This window comes from Brochothrix sp. (genome assembly GCF_017549435.1).
Classification (GTDB): Bacteria; Bacillota; Bacilli; order Lactobacillales; family Listeriaceae; genus Brochothrix; species Brochothrix thermosphacta.
On sequence record NZ_JAFYUW010000017.1, the window covers coordinates 1 to 15195 of the forward strand.

Below are 15195 nucleotides of genomic sequence, written 5' to 3' on the forward strand. Positions count from 1 at the left end.
AGCAAATGGTCAAATTGGGCAACAATTAGTTGCTAACATTGCAAAAAAAACAAAACATACGCCCTTCGCAATGATTCGTGATGAAAAACAGCGAGGTCACTTAGAAGCATTAGGTGCTGAAATTATCATTGGTGATTTACTCGAAGATTTTAGTTTTGCCTACAACAATATGGATGCGGTTATTTTCACAGCAGGTAGTGGTGGCAAAGGCGGTCCTGAATTAACAAAAAAAATCGATCAAGAAGCCGCTATTAAAGCCGCCACCATTGCCCAAGAAAAAGGCATACAACGCTTTATACTTGTCAGCACTATCCACTCCGGTGAAAGTGATAAAGTGCCTGAAGCGCTCGCTTACTACATGGAAGCAAAAGGTATTGCTGATCAAGCTGTTCTTGCAAGTGATTTAGCCTACACCATAGTAAGACCCGGCACATTAACAGATGACGGTGCTACGAACAAGTTTGCGACTTTTACAAACGAGGGCAATAATGCAATTACTCGTGCTGACGTTGCGTCATTCCTTACAGCAATTCTGTTCAAGGAGAATACCTACCGTAAAATTTTAACGATTCGTAATGGTGAACTTTCCTTATCGGACTATTTATTGAACATGTAACCTTCTATTATTGATTAAAGCATTGGTGATAACTCATCAATGCTTTTTTTATAAAAAAAGACGATTACAAGTTTTAGCACTAATCGTTGGCTGTGTATCCCTATTATTTTTTCATCCTAATTTCTATGTGATAAAAAAAGACAAAAAAATACCTCGGCTACTGCCGAGATACTATATGAGCCGTGCTGGGCTCGAACCAGCGACCCTCTGATTAAAAGTCAGATGCTCTACCAACTGAGCTAACGGCTCTTATTATAATGGCTGGGGTGGCAGGGATCGAACCTACGCATGATGGAATCAAAATCCATTGCCTTACCGCTTGGCTACACCCCATTATAAGAGTGGAGGAGAGTGGATTCGAACCACTGAACCCTAAGGAACGGATTTACAGTCCGTCGCGTTTAGCCACTTCGCTACTCCTCCATATAAAATTAAAGTTGTTTTAAAAAAACAATGGGGGATGACGGGCTCGAACCGCCGACCCTCTGCTTGTAAGGCAGATGCTCTCCCAGCTGAGCTAATCCCCCTGCTGCTAAATATAACTAATATATAAGCAATGACCCGTACGGGATTCGAACCCGTGATACCGCCGTGAAAGGGCGGTGTCTTAACCGCTTGACCAACGGGCCTAAGATTTTTTGATGTGTCATTTGTTCCTTAACACAAAATCTATTATATAAAGAATAAACACATTTGTAAACCCTTTTTAACAAAATAAATCTTTTTCTTTTTTAAAATAGCTTTTACCCTTGATGTATATGGGTTCCTTCTTTTATATAATTTTCCAAACTCTCTTCTAAAAGCCCTTTTTTTGTTAAATCTGATATAATTTTATATAACTTAAAGGAGCTGATTATAGTGAAAAATTTAACGATTCGAAAAATACAAAAAGAAGATTATCCACAATTAGTTGCAATTGAAAATAGTGTGTGGACTGTCGAAAACACCCCGGGGATTGTTCACTATAATAATACTTCTGAATATATGAGTCGTTACCCTGTTGGATCAAATTTTGTCGCTGTTGACGAAAATAATCATGTTCTAGGTGTTTTACAATATGAAAATGCGACCCCTTTACCCACAAGTAATAAAACATTGAGTTTAAGTATCGCCGTTTCTCAGACAGCTCAAAATGCTGGTGCTGGTTCCGCTTTAATGAACCGTGTAAAAGACTATGCACGTGAACATAATTATAGAAAGCTAACACTACGTGCTTTAGGATCAAATGCACGCGCATTAGCTTTTTATCAAAAACATCAATTTGTGATTGAAGGACATCTCAAAGATGAATTTTATATTGATGGAAAATTTGTTGATGATTATTTACTCAGTTATTTTCTGTGAAAATATGTAAGTTTACAACACTCGGTTTTGAGGTTCTTCACCGTTCAATACTGCGGTTAAGTTAGCCACTGCATCACGTTCCATTCGATTTCTCGTTGCCAATGTAGCTGAGCCCATATGAGCTGTTACGACCACATTATCCAACGTTAATAGCGGATGATTTTGATTGATCGGTTCTTTCTCAAATACGTCAAGACCCGCACCGGCAATTACACCTGTTTTTAAAGCCTCATACAGCGCTGTTTCATCCACTGTTTTACCTCGACCAACATTAATGAAAAAAGCACTATCTTTCATTTTCGAAAAAGTTTTTTCATTCATTAAATGATGTGTTTCTTCACTGTATGGCGCAAGCATGACAACAAAGTCAGCTGCCTCTAAAAAACCATCTAAATCAGGGTAATGTTTGGCATCATATGCTACTTCAGCATTTTCATGACGAGATCTAGTATGATAAATAACATCCATTCCAAACCCAGCATGAGCGCGTTGTGCCACCGCTGTGCCGATGCGCCCCAATCCAATAATACCGATTGTTTTCTGATAAACATCTGTTCCGTAAAGGCCTGTTGCTGTATCGAGGGGGCCTTTTATCCATTCATTAGCCCTTATAGCACGATCAACAGTTGTTATCCTACGTGCCGCTGCAAGTAATAATCCCATCGCCAAATCCGCCACAGTTTGAGTTAGTGCATCTGGCGCGTTAGTAATACTCACCTCTGCTTTATCAAAGGCATCCCAATCAAGCGTATCAAAACCAGCTGTTATATTACTTACTACTTCTAATTGAGGCATTTTTTGCAATTCCTCTGCACCCATTACAATCCCTGCACCTAAAAGACCATTTACAGTTGGAAGAGCCTCTTCAAATTCTGCTTTTTGTGTGGTTAAATAATCTGGTAAGTATTTCACGTTAAAACTCTTTTTCAATTCTTCTAATAAATGCGTTTGAATTGTTCGATAGACAATGATATTCTTCATTTTCTTCTCCTCCTCAAGCAAATTTATTGGCGCACAAACAAACCTGCGTCGTTGTAATCAATAATAATATTAGCTACTTTTTCATTAAGTTCTTTGTTCCAGGCGACATTTAAATGCCCATTAATTGGCATCACAATATCATCTGGCAAAGGCGCTTCTAATGACAATGAAAGGTGATGATGGGTTGCGTCACCGTGTTCACTCCCACAATCACACGAAGAGTCAAACACACAGATGGTGTCTAACGCTTCGTAAGCTGCTAATATTGGTGCTAAAAAAGCTTGTGCTTCATCTGTTACTTTCACAATATCCCTCCTCTATGACTACGTTCTCTTATATTATAAGCACTGCTTAAAGTGATAGCAACAGCCGTGCATTCAGGTTTGACAATTTTAAGCTTTTACCTTATGATTATCATTATGACAACATCAGGATAAGCAGTTCAAACCTGTCTAAGAGGAGGGAGTCGTATGAAATGGTTCGGCATTATATTATTAATCGTTGGTCTTGCCGCCATCTCAATTTCATTTAGCATTGCACACATCACTGGTTTAATTGTATGTGTAGCTGGCTTTTGCTTTGTTATTATCGGTACAATTCTATTATTTAAACATCAACCAAAAAGAACCAATCGATATTATTAAAAAAAACATCATCTGTACTTTTTTATAAATAAAAACGACTACTCCATATGGAGTAGTCGTTTTTTTATTTATTATAACGCCGTTAATTTATCTTTGCGCTTGATAACTATAAAATAAACACTGAGTAAAATACAGATAATAAACTCTGCAATTGGTACCGCTAACCAAACACCTACTGTTCCTAATAACGGTGTTAAAACAAGTAAGAATATAATAACCAACACGAATTCTCGAATAGCCGTAATAAAAATCGCAAAATTCACATGGCCACTTGTTTGCATAAATGTAATCAATACAAAGTTAGTTCCCATAAATAAATAGGCGAAGAAGAATATACGAATACTCTCAGTTCCTAACGCAATTAATTCTGGCGTAAATGAACCAAATAACGAGATAATCTGTGTCGTGAACACTTGACCTATAACAATAATCACAAGACCAATGATCACTGATGACGTAATCCCATACTTCACAATCGCTTTTTGTTCCTTATACATTTTCGCACCTTGATAATACGAAATAAGTGGTTGTGTTGCTGAACTTAAACCTAGGAATAGTAATAAGGCGATACTGTGTGTGTAATTCACAATCGAAAATGCCGCCGCACCCATCGTTCCAGCTGCACTTACAATCGCAATGTTATATGCAATCGTGAAAACTGAAATTCCCATTTCAGCTAAGAAACTCGGGAAACCGATATAAAAGAAACTCTTTAAATACCAATTGCCTTTAAATTTAAAATTAAACTTCAAATTATTAGATTTGTGCACAAAATGGGTAAGTAATACGAGGATACCTACTGCTGCAGAGATAATCAAACCTAATGCCGCAGACATAATGCCCCACTTCAATACAATCAAGAAATAGTAATTCAAACCAATATTAACAACAGCAGTAACAATTAATGCAATCATCGCTAACATCGGAGAACCATCGTTTCTAACGAATAAACTCAACATATTCTCTAAGGTTAATACAAATCCGAATAGTAAAAAGATATGTAAATACTCTGATGCCATGGGTGTAATTTCTGCATTTGCACCCAACCATGATAATAAATTATCACCTAATAATCCTAAAGTTGAACTCACTACTATTGATATACTAACAATTAAAAACACTGCTTGAGTGAAAATTGTCTGTGCTTTTTTTCTATCACCCTCGCCCATTGCTTGTGAGTATCGAGTCGTCGCTCCTACACCAATCCATAATGACATTGCAACATAAAAACTGTACACTGGAATAACGATATTAACTGCTGCTAAAGCAGTTGCGCCTAAAGCATGACCGACAAAAACACCATCCATCACGACATTTATCGCCATCAGCATCATTCCGAACATTGAAGGTATCGCATATTTCGCAAATACCAACAATGGATTTTTATCTTTCATAGCATCTAATTTATTCATTGTCTCCTCCTTCAAACCCATTAACATCTGTTTCTATTTTTTTAAGATATATCTCTAAGAACAATTTAAAAGCAGACATTATCTGCTCATCGCTTTCTTGACGCATTGTATCTGACATGCCATAAAGACTGCCAACGATGAGGTTCACATGCGTATTCATCTGTCCCGTTTCGATATTATAGTACCCTTCACTCACACCGCGAGACAATATAAAAGCAATAGATTCTTGATCGCATTCGACCCAGCGTTCCTTTTCTTTCTGCTTAGAATCTGCATCACCTAAAAATTCATCAAAGGCTTTGCGTAAGGGATGGCGTAAATCTTCGTAAATAAACACATGAAAAAAACCTTGCAACTGCACGCTAGGATGACAAGTTTCCGCTTTAATCCGTTCCCAAGTGACAACCCATTCATCTTCCCAGTCTTTTAAAATGATTTCGAAAAGGGCTGCTTTACTTTTATAATGATACAAAATATTGCTACGGGTTGTCCCCACTTCATCTGCTATCATTTGCAACGATGCGTCGTTATAACCTTTCTCAACAAAAAGACGCTGTGCCGCTACTAGAATCGCTTGCTTTTTCAATTCTTTTTTCATGAATTAACCTCCTCAAAAAAACTGACCACCTGTTCAGTTTATGATATTTATAAAAAAATGTCAATAAAAAAAAGAACTATCTTTAGAAGATAGCTCCAATTTCACATACGTTCATCACAATTGCTCTATTAAAAATTAAACACTCATCATTTTAAAAGAATTGGCGCATTACATCTTTTAACGGTGGCATTGACGCAATTCGTTTTTCCTCTAAAGCCGTTCTAATCTCAAATTTCGCAAAACCTTTTGCTTCATCCATCACAATTTTACCGGGTAGTGGCGCTGCTTCAGGATCAACAACAACATCGATAATTACTGGACAATTATCTGCTTTCGCTGCTGTAAACACCGCTTCTAAATCAGCGGTGTTCTCAACACGGTAGCCCTTACCACCACACGCTTCTGCGTATTTGGCAAAATTGATATCGCCATGATCAATTCCATAATTCAACTGACCTTGAGCTTGTTGTTCATATTTAATAAACGATAATTGTTTATTGCTTAATACTACATTAATTATTGGTAAATCATAATAAACCGCTGTAGCAAAATCTTGCATTACCATTGAGAATGCACCATCTCCTTGTAAGGAGATAACTTGTCTATCTGGATAAGCTATTTTAGAAGCAATTGCTCCTGGTAAAGCACAACCCATTGTGCCTAACCAAGCAGACACAAGAAAATCATTTTTTTGGCCTAGCTTCAAATAGCGTGTGCTCCATACAGTTGAAGTCCCAACATCTATTGAGAAAATAGCATCCTCATCAGCGATACGTTGCATTTGTTTAATGACTGCTTGTGGTGCGATTGGTGAAGTGTCACGAGCCATATGCTCTTCCATCCATTTCCACCACGTTTGCATATTTTTAGTACAAGCTTGTAAGAACGGACGGTTGGTTACTTCTTCACCATGAGCTGTTAAGTACGCCAACGCTTCTTTGGAATCGCCTACAATACCGACTGTAACATCATGTCTTTTCCCCATGCGTGAAGGTTCTATTTCAATTTGAATACATTTAACATCTTTAGGTAAATAAGTTCCGTATGGATAATCATTACCTACCATTAATAATAAATCAGCTTCTTGCATTGCTTCAAAAGCTGGTTTTGTTCCAATTTTCCCAATGTTCCCTAAATAATTTGAATGTTCATCAGGCATAATTCCTTTTCCTGGCAAGGTTGACATCACTGGAATATCAAATCGTTCTGAAAAAGCCAAAACTTCAGCTTTCGCTTTTTTTGTACCCGTACCAATTAACATTACCGGTTTTTTTGACTCATTAATCAATGCCACTGCGGCTTCTAAATCAGGCGTATTTAACCCTACTTGTGTTGGCTTTTTAGCTTCTTTAACACGTTCTACTGTATCAACAATTTTGTTAGCAGGAATATCATCAGGAATTATAACAACTGCTACGCCTCGTTTCTCATATGCTGTACGAATCGCTTGATCAACAATAAGTGGCAATTGTTCTGGACGAGTAATTTCCTTATTAAAGACAGCAACATCTTCGAAAATTGCTGAAGTATTTACCTCTTGAAAATAATCGCTATTTGCAAGGTCACTCGGTATTTGACCAACTAACACCAATTGCGGTACTTTATCCATTTTCGCATCATACATTCCGTTTAATAAATGAATCGCCCCAGGACCACCGATTGATAACGCAACTCCGATTTTTCCTGTCAATTTTGTATAGGCTGCTGCCGAAAGTGAAGCAACTTCTTCATGACGCACATGGATGAACTTAATAGCTTCCTGTTCTTTTTGTAACGCATCAACGATATGATCAATTGAATCTCCTGGTAGTCCATAAACATGGTCTACATCCCAATTTTTCAATACATTCACTACTGCGCTACCTGCATTAATTTTCGCCATTTTATATTCCTCCTCAAGTTGAAAACCTATTCTATCTTCCTTGATTACACCCTCATACTAACAACAATATTTTTATTTTTCAACAATTCAATTCACAATCTCACTTTACAAACACATTGATAATACTATGTTATAACAGTTAAATACCCTGTTTTTCACAAATTAAAAACGATAGTAGTTACCTACTATCGTTCACTTTAAAACTTATTATTTATGCAAAATCGCTAACGAAATTTCATTCGCTACATCAGGATAACCTAATTCTGAAACAAGTGTTAAAGCGAATTCAATTGTTGTTCCAGCAGCACGTGATGTAATAATATGCCCTGAAATAACCACTGACTTTTCTTCATAAATTGGTGTCACTATTTGCGGTTTCATCGCTGGAAAACTGGTAGCATGGTGCCCTTTTAAAATACCCGCTTCTTCCAATGCAATCGGTGCCGCACAGATTGCTGCGATTTTCAATTTCGCTTGGTGATGACGTTTAATTATCTGTTGCACAACAGGATCTGAGCGCAATGCTTCTGCACTGCCGCCACCACCTGGAAGGTAGATGAGATCAAATTGTTTTTCTGCGACTGTATCTAATGTAATATCCGCATTCACCTCAATTTGATGCGCACCCTTCACCGTTATATCATTGGTTAATGAGGCCACTTGTACATCAAACTCTGCTCGTCTAAAAATGTCAATTGCGCTAATAGCCTCTATTTCCTCAAAACCTTCAGCTAAAAATACCAATACATCTGTCATGTTATCAACACCCCTTTATTTATAGTCAGCAATCCCACTTCGTACTTTAATAAATTTACCTGGCGCAAGATCTTGCTGCCATTCTAGTTGTTTATCTGGTGACAGTAATACCACCGTTGATCCAAACGTAAAGTAGCCTACTTCTTGCCCTTGTTTTTCAGAACCCGCCTCATAACTATCAACAATCGAATTGATATTCAATGCACCTACAGCAATCAATAGGGTCTCTTCACCAATTTGATAAGCAATACGATGATTTTTAACATATAATTTATCAACGTTATCAAGTCCCCAATCATTGACAGGAAAACTGACCTTACCAAATTCAGCAAGCTTCTTTACTTTACCCGTTACTGGAGAATGATATCGATGGTATTGACTTGGACTGAGGTAAACGATAATAAAACTGCCTCCATTACCAAATTTCCCAGCAGTTCGATCATCTAACAACTCATTTAATCGATACTTTGTTCCTTTGACAGTAAATGTTTGTTCTTTATCAATTTCACCAAACTCTTGAACAAATCCGTCTACAGGACTTACCCAATCATTTGCTGCTATCGGACGTTTCTCTAAATTAATTTCGCGTGCAAAAAATGCAGATAAACTCTTGTAACTTTTTATATCTGCTACCATATCACCTTGATTTATTTGATAATGCTTTGCAAAAACAGGGATCAATGGACGACTTATTTTTGATAAAGTTAGCGCCTTCAACGGATATGAAAAAAAGCCTAATGAAAGAATACGTGCACCTATAATTAATAATTTATTAAACATTTAAAACTCCTATAAATTTACCAATGAGTATAAAAAACGAGCTCCATATAAGAGCACCTGCAAAGGCAAAAACCATATATTTTTTTAATGAAATCTTAGAAATTCCACAGAAATAACAAATTGCGTGTCGAAAACCAGGAATAAAATAACCAAAGGTTACTGTGTAATAACCAAACTTCATCATCCATTTTTCAACACGTAAAAGTCTTTTGGTGGTTAAACCAATCCACTTCCCCACACGATAAATAATTGGGCGGCCTATTTTAGACCCAACAAAGTAACTGACAACCATCCCTAAAAAAGAACCTAAAGTTGCAATCAGTATTGCAACTGGTGTACTTAAAAAACCGACACTACAATAGTATCCGATCGTCGTCATTAAAACTTCATCGGGTACCGGCAGTCCAATAAGGCCTAAAAAAAGTGAAACAAAAATTGCAAGATACCCATAATTAAGAATAAACCATTCAATTTTATCCATTACTTAGACCTCTATTTCTTCTTTCGCATGCCCTAATTTTTTAACATGGATGTTACTAACCATTAAACCACCGAGTACTACGATAACTAACCCACATAAAATGCTCGGTAATATTTGAACAATAAGTAATGCAACTAATGCAGCAGCCGGAACTGGTAAACCAATAAAATAATTCAATTGTGACTGTGCCACGTTAAAACGTGCAAGCCTCACAATCGCTCCAATAGAAAATGCAAACATACTTAATATCGTCCAAAATCCCATGCCGTTGACTGCAAAATGGATAATCATCGGCGCTACACCAAATGTCACAACATCAGCTAACGAATCGAGTTCTTTTCCAATCGGAGAACACACATTAAGAAGCCGAGCTGAGTAACCATCAAAACAATCAAACAGCATTCCCATTAATATCATCACTACTGCATAGAATATATAACCGTGTGACGCAAATAAAATAGCACTGATTCCAGCTATAAAATTACTGATTGTAAGTATCGAAGGAACATATTTCACCATCGACACCTCCTTCCTAATCTCCCTATCATTATATACCTTTCTATAGTTCTTTCATACCGCTTTAATGATTTTGCAGTAATATATACGTTGTAAGCAAAAAAAATAGTACATGAGCTCATTCAACAGAGATTATTCATTCAATAAAAAAGAACATCTGCTAAAAATCAGCAGTTTTCATTTCTGCATTAATTTTTATAAGATGCTCTACTATTTATTTTATATTCATCATTGTTATTAAATAACACATGCTTGCAAGAAAAATTACGCCTTTATAATGAATACTCATATTCTTCTGTTGGATTTATATCACTATGTGAACGAACTTTTAAGATGACTTGATTACGACTTTTAACATTCATTTTTTGCAAAATATGACTGACATGATTTTTCACCGTATTTTCACTTAAACCTAACTTATCAGCAATTTTTTCATTATTGAACTGTCCAATGATTAATTGTAATACATCACTTTCACGCGCAGTAAGCTTATAGCGTATTGCACCATTAAGACCTCGATCTTTTTTCAATTCTATAACATTATTCATAAAAAAAGGATCAATAAAAGTTTCTTTATTTAGCACAGCCTCTAAACCACTATGTAAATTTTCTTTGCTTATACTAAAAGAAAAGAACCCTTTTACTTTATTGTTGCATGATCTCGAATTAAATGATTGTGAAAAAAGCACGTACTTTGTTTTTGCTTCATTGTAATCGACCCGATTACTTCCTGAATATTCAGCATCTATCACACAAATTTTCGCCTCTGCTGTTCTTACATCTTCATACGCTCTATAATGCTTTGTTTTTATATGATTTTCCTGAATAACATTAACCAGTGACTCATCCAACATACTCTTTATGCCCTCACAAAAAATATTACGTCCTCGCAGCTCAATATAAATCATTTTTTTGCCTCCCCATAAAGATTAAAATTTTAAAAAATAAAATTACATTTACCCTCGTACTTAGGTACATTCCCCTTTTTTAGAAAAAGAAACTTATTACTAGCCATTTTTCGTAAATTTTATTTTAAAATCCGCTTCCTCTTTAAGTCTATCCTCTTAAAATACTAACAGTATGAGTCTTGAAAGTCCATTGTTAAAGAACAACAGCCGCTTGATTCACCCTTATTAATTTTTCTGTGTCATTAGACCTAATTTTTTTAAAGAAAAAAATTTTATAAAAAAAACCTCAAGATGAGTAACGATACTCCCATCCTGAGGTTTCAGAAAATTATTTAATTATTCAGCAGTTGAAACTTCAATTTCAACACTAATTTTAATATCATCACCAATAAGCACGCCACCTGTTTCTAATGGTGAATTGTAGACAATACCGAAATCTTTACGGCTAATTGTTGTATTTGCTGAAAAACCTGCAACTGTAGTGCCATCCATCGGGTTTTTACTTTGACCTTCAAAAGTGACATCAAATGTCACTGGTTGAGTCACACCAGCTAAACTTAATTCACCAGCCATGTTATATTTGTCACCAGATTTTTTTGTGATTTCAGTTGCTTTGAAATCAATTGTAGGGAATTTTTCAACGTTAAAGAAATCTTCACCTTTAATGTGTCCATCACGTTGTTCTTGTTTTGTATTAACACTATCTGCTTCAATAGTAAAACTAATATCTGCAGTAGTTAAATCTTCAACATCCATTGTGATATCTGCACCAAATTTTTCGAATGTTCCTTTTACTTTTGAAATCATCATGTGTTTTACTTGGAAATCCACTGAAGAATGTGCTGCATCTAAGATATATTTACTTTTTGTCATTTTAATTCCTCCTAATTTGTTTGTTATCTGTTTATATATGTATAATAACACACTTACTTTATGTAAGCAAGTTATTTATAGTATACACTATGTTATTTTCCCTCTTTTTATTGACACTAAACATTTTTATAATTTCTAAGTACCTATTTCCGAAAAATTTTATGCTATAATTATGTAAAATATGAAACGAGGCGATTATATGATAAATTATGCAGTTATTGGAACAAGTATGATTACAGGAAAGTTCATTGAATCCGCACAAGCAACAAATAAATGGGACCTCACAACAATTTATTCACGAACTGCAGAAAAAGCAGAGAACTTTATAGATTCAGAAGCTTTAAAGGATATTACAATTGAAACGGACTGGAATGCTTTTTTAAATTCTACTCATTTTTCAACCGTTTATATTGCCTCACCAAATAGTATCCATTTTCAACAAGCAATTGCTCTTTTAAAAGCAAAGAAAAATGTTGTTGTTGAAAAACCAATTTTTCCTACTGCTGCCGAATTAAAAGAGGCACAACGTATCGCTAAAGAAAATAATGTTTTCATTTTTGAAGCAGCACGTCATATTCATGAAGCTAACTTTAAAATTGTTAAAGAATTAGTAGCAAATACACCTAACATAGAAGGCGCTACATTTGCCTATTCAAAATATTCATCTCGTTATGATCAAGTACTTAACGGTGAACAACCTAATATCTTTACCACTAAATTTGCAGGTGGCGCATTAGTCGATTTAGGTATTTATCTTGTTTATTCAGCTGTTGCGTGGTTCGGTGTTCCCGAGCGTTCACATTATTTTGCCAAAAAAATTGTAACTGGTGTTGATGGTTCTGGCACAATCATTTTAGAATATCCTGATTTCAATGTCACTTTACTTACAGGTAAAATAGTTCAATCATACCTAGGTTCTGAAATTTACAGCAACCAGTCAACCATTTTATTGGATGCTGTGAATGCAATCACAACAATTGATGTTTGGGACAGAAAAACAGATACTACAACAGCTAAAGGCGTAGAAGCTCCTGAGCTATTGCTTTATGATGAAGCGATTGCTTTTGCAAGTGTTATTAATAATCCAACAGATGCTAAAGCTCTTGAGGATTATCGTGAATGGTCAGAATTAAGCCTTAACGTTACTACTTTAGTAGAAAGTTTACGTAAAGATGCTGGTATTGTATACGATTAAGTGAAAATAAAAAAATAGTAAACCGTTATGAACGATTTACTACAACTCAGCAATTCACTTTTTAGTGAGTTGCTTTTTATTTCTAAAAAATACGTTTAAAAGGATCGCGACTAATACCTTGATTTAAAACATTCTCGGCATAAATTTTAGCAGAAAATAAAGAATGATCTTTATAATTACCACATTCTAATGCTGAAACCGCAGGTACATCCACAGTTTCAATGATACGTTTCAATGTTTTTTCTAAAGCGACAGCAATCTCTTCAGGTTCATGTAAATCCCATAAAATTAAGTAAAAGCCTGTACGGCATCCCATTGGCGAAATATCAATAATGCCTTCTACTTCGTCCCGTAAATAAGTAGCAAGTAAATGTTCTAAGGTATGAACTGCAGCTGTTGGTAGTGAATCTTCATTAGGTTGTAAAAAACGTAAATCATATTTTTGAACAGTACTTCCTTGCGGGCTTGTTTCCACACCTGCTGCTCTAACATAAGGTGCTTTTACAATCGTGTGATCCAATTCAAAACTCTCTACTCTCGCCATATCGCTCATCCTCTTTTCTAGTATTTTAAAATTGTTAAACTAAACGCGTACCATGAACTTCGTGAACAGCTAAATTTTCTGCTACAGATGCCATATTATCTTTCGTAATCCCACCACCAGGTAATATAATTAGGCGATTACCAGCATATTCTTGATATTGGCGTAATCTGTCATAATTATCTGAAAGTGCAGTATTTAGTGGACCTCCATGTGTCAAGATACGATGTACTCCTTGCTCAGCTAACCAATCAATTGCCGCCAGTGGCTCGTTTAATTCGTCAAACGCCATATGAAAAGTTAATAAAGCACCCTGAGAAGCTGAAATAATTGCTTGATTGGCTGCTAAATCTAAGTTATTATCAGCTGTTAAACAGCCAAAAACAATACCATCCATACCAAGTTCACGATAAGCCGCCACATCTGTAAGCATGCTACGTAACTCCGCTTCTGAAAAAACAAAATTACCTTTACGTGGACGTACCATAGCCATTACCGGCACTTTATGTTTCTTGCTAATAACAAGTGCCTCTTTAGCAACACCGATACTAACAGACGTTCCGCCTTCTGCTAAATTATCACACAATTCAATGCGATCAACTTCTCCAATAATTTTCGGTAATCGTTCAAAATTTTCTACACAAACTTCTTTTAATAACACAGACTAACCTCCTTTATAGTTTGTTTTATTATAGCTCAATTTCTCTTCTAAAAAAAATATTTTCGCTCCTTAACATTGAGATGTCACATACAACAAATATTGTTATAACAGTCAGCAATTTATGTTATAATTAGCTCAACTTACAATCTACTGCAAGGAGGTCGGAATTATATGAAAAAACAGTTTCTTATTATGATAAGTCTACTGCTTCTCTTCATTAGTGGTTGTCAATCAAACAAAACAGAAGCTGCTTTTTCTCCGAGAAAGGAAACAGCGATTCCAATTATTTTAGTGCCTGGCACCAATGCAACGGAAAATCGTTTTGATGAATTTACTGATGATTTAAAAATAAGTTATTTACATAAAGCCGATGCTCTTAAAGTAACTGTTAAAAAAGATCAAACATTATCATATAGTGGAAAAGCTTTAACATCTAAAAATCATCGTCCGTTTATTGTAATCGCTTTTGAAGATAACTCAGAGAAAGGTATTTTAAAACAAGCGGAATGGCTTGCGATTGCTCTAAATGATCTTTATGAAAAATATCATTTCTCTACTTTTGATGCTATTGGTCATTCTAATGGTGGTCTCGTTTTAACTAATTTTTTAGAATACCATAGCACCGAAATTGAACCTCATCTCCGTAAATTGGTGACTGTATCAACACCTTATAACGACACAGATGAAAAAGATAATGGTAGCGCCCATGATTTGAAGAAATTACCGAAAAAAACTAATCTATTGCAGACGTTTATTGATCGTAAAGGTTTTATCCCAAAAAGCATTTCAGTATTGAATATTACTGGCGATTTAAAAAATAATCATGTATCAGATGGAATAGTCCCAGTCAACAGTGCGTTAGCTGGTGAACTAATCTACAAAGGAACTGTCAGTTCATACTCGAGTAAGATATATAATGGGAACGATACTGGACATAGCGATATTTTATCTAATAAACATGTTCAAACGCGTATCATCCATTTTCTATTCAAATAATAATGAGGTGA

18 protein-coding genes and 5 tRNA genes are annotated in these 15195 nt (G+C 35.6%); 5 read left to right on the plus strand and 18 right to left on the minus strand.

Annotation, left to right across the window (positions count from 1 at the left end; genetic code table 11):
- Nucleotides 1-616: SDR family oxidoreductase (locus tag IKV95_RS00995; protein ID WP_287451317.1), on the plus strand; the 616-nt coding region annotated here is incomplete at its 5' end.
- 176 nt (nt 617-792) lie between these two features.
- Here the strand turns inward: IKV95_RS00995 and IKV95_RS01000 are convergent.
- The 5 genes from IKV95_RS01000 to IKV95_RS01020 all read right to left on the minus strand — a co-directional run bounded on the left by IKV95_RS01000 (nt 793) and on the right by IKV95_RS01020 (nt 1245).
- A tRNA-Lys gene (locus IKV95_RS01000) sits at nt 793-865 on the minus strand.
- A 9-nt stretch (nt 866-874) separates the two neighbouring features.
- Nucleotides 875-949, minus strand: a tRNA-Gln gene (locus IKV95_RS01005).
- A gap of 9 nt (nt 950-958) precedes the next feature.
- Nucleotides 959-1039: transfer RNA gene (locus IKV95_RS01010), tRNA-Tyr, on the minus strand.
- A gap of 31 nt (nt 1040-1070) precedes the next feature.
- A tRNA-Val gene (locus IKV95_RS01015) sits at nt 1071-1143 on the minus strand.
- Between the two features lie 30 nt (nt 1144-1173).
- Nucleotides 1174-1245: transfer RNA gene (locus IKV95_RS01020), tRNA-Glu, on the minus strand.
- Between the two features lie 229 nt (nt 1246-1474).
- Between IKV95_RS01020 and IKV95_RS01025 the strand changes: the two genes are divergently transcribed.
- Complete coding sequence (locus tag IKV95_RS01025) at nt 1475-1960, plus strand: GNAT family N-acetyltransferase (protein WP_183117358.1); 486 nt, start codon at nt 1475-1477, stop codon at nt 1958-1960.
- Nucleotides 1961-1972: 12 nt separating this feature from the next.
- Here the strand turns inward: IKV95_RS01025 and IKV95_RS01030 are convergent, their stop codons facing one another.
- Nucleotides 1973-2941, minus strand: a complete 969-nt coding sequence (locus IKV95_RS01030; RefSeq protein ID WP_069126371.1) for an NAD(P)-dependent oxidoreductase — start codon at nt 2939-2941, stop codon at nt 1973-1975.
- A 23-nt stretch (nt 2942-2964) separates the two neighbouring features.
- Nucleotides 2965-3246 (minus strand): hypothetical protein, encoded by a 282-nt coding sequence (locus tag IKV95_RS01035; protein ID WP_069126369.1) that lies wholly within the window; start codon nt 3244-3246, stop codon nt 2965-2967.
- 165 nt (nt 3247-3411) lie between these two features.
- On the opposite strand from IKV95_RS01035, the gene IKV95_RS01040 reads away from it, so the two are divergent.
- Nucleotides 3412-3585, plus strand: coding sequence for a hypothetical protein (locus IKV95_RS01040; protein WP_154657734.1), 174 nt, complete (start codon nt 3412-3414; stop codon nt 3583-3585).
- Between the two features lie 71 nt (nt 3586-3656).
- Here IKV95_RS01040 and IKV95_RS01045 read toward each other — a convergent pair whose 3' ends face one another.
- The 9 genes from IKV95_RS01045 to IKV95_RS01085 form a co-directional block, all read right to left on the minus strand.
- Complete coding sequence (locus tag IKV95_RS01045) at nt 3657-4997, minus strand: MATE family efflux transporter (protein ID WP_287451318.1); 1341 nt, start codon at nt 4995-4997, stop codon at nt 3657-3659.
- Nucleotides 4990-5595, minus strand: coding sequence for a TetR/AcrR family transcriptional regulator (locus IKV95_RS01050; protein ID WP_029091384.1), 606 nt, complete (start codon nt 5593-5595; stop codon nt 4990-4992). The genes IKV95_RS01045 and IKV95_RS01050 overlap by 8 nt, the downstream gene beginning before the upstream one ends.
- Nucleotides 5596-5746: 151 nt before the next feature.
- The gene (locus IKV95_RS01055; RefSeq protein WP_069126366.1) at nt 5747-7477 is read right to left on the minus strand and encodes a pyruvate oxidase; all 1731 of its coding nucleotides are present in this window, start codon (nt 7475-7477) and stop codon (nt 5747-5749) included.
- Between the two features lie 207 nt (nt 7478-7684).
- Entirely contained in the window at nt 7685-8233 is a 549-nt protein-coding gene (locus IKV95_RS01060) for a DJ-1 family glyoxalase III (RefSeq protein ID WP_069126365.1), read from the minus strand.
- 15 nt (nt 8234-8248) lie between these two features.
- Nucleotides 8249-9013, minus strand: coding sequence for an archaetidylserine decarboxylase (gene asd / locus IKV95_RS01065; protein ID WP_029091381.1), 765 nt, complete (start codon nt 9011-9013; stop codon nt 8249-8251).
- Nucleotides 9006-9494, minus strand: a complete 489-nt coding sequence (locus IKV95_RS01070; RefSeq protein WP_029091380.1) for a DedA family protein — start codon at nt 9492-9494, stop codon at nt 9006-9008. The genes asd and IKV95_RS01070 overlap by 8 nt, the downstream gene beginning before the upstream one ends.
- Before the next feature lie 3 nt (nt 9495-9497).
- Nucleotides 9498-10013, minus strand: coding sequence for a CDP-diacylglycerol--serine O-phosphatidyltransferase (pssA, locus tag IKV95_RS01075; RefSeq protein ID WP_051457389.1), 516 nt, complete (start codon nt 10011-10013; stop codon nt 9498-9500).
- Between the two features lie 269 nt (nt 10014-10282).
- Nucleotides 10283-10918, minus strand: a complete 636-nt coding sequence (locus IKV95_RS01080) for a response regulator transcription factor (RefSeq protein ID WP_051457388.1) — start codon at nt 10916-10918, stop codon at nt 10283-10285.
- A 336-nt stretch (nt 10919-11254) separates the two neighbouring features.
- Nucleotides 11255-11791, minus strand: coding sequence for a YceI family protein (locus IKV95_RS01085; protein WP_069126362.1), 537 nt, complete (start codon nt 11789-11791; stop codon nt 11255-11257).
- Nucleotides 11792-11990: 199 nt separating this feature from the next.
- Between IKV95_RS01085 and IKV95_RS01090 the strand changes: the two genes are divergently transcribed.
- A complete protein-coding gene (locus tag IKV95_RS01090) occupies nt 11991-12986 on the plus strand; it encodes a Gfo/Idh/MocA family protein (RefSeq protein WP_069126360.1) in 996 nt (331 codons plus the stop codon).
- Between the two features lie 82 nt (nt 12987-13068).
- Here IKV95_RS01090 and IKV95_RS01095 read toward each other — a convergent pair whose 3' ends face one another.
- Together IKV95_RS01095 and IKV95_RS01100 are read right to left on the minus strand one after the other, a co-directional pair.
- Nucleotides 13069-13530 (minus strand): S-ribosylhomocysteine lyase, encoded by a 462-nt coding sequence (locus tag IKV95_RS01095; RefSeq protein ID WP_029091376.1) that lies wholly within the window; start codon nt 13528-13530, stop codon nt 13069-13071.
- Nucleotides 13531-13564: 34 nt separating this feature from the next.
- On the minus strand, nt 13565-14188 hold the full coding sequence (locus IKV95_RS01100) for a copper homeostasis protein CutC (protein ID WP_287451319.1): 624 nt from the start codon (nt 14186-14188) through the stop codon (nt 13565-13567).
- A 171-nt stretch (nt 14189-14359) separates the two neighbouring features.
- Between IKV95_RS01100 and IKV95_RS01105 the strand changes: the two genes are divergently transcribed.
- Complete coding sequence (locus IKV95_RS01105) at nt 14360-15184, plus strand: alpha/beta hydrolase (RefSeq protein ID WP_081312172.1); 825 nt, start codon at nt 14360-14362, stop codon at nt 15182-15184.
- Nucleotides 15185-15195: the final 11 nt, after the last annotated feature.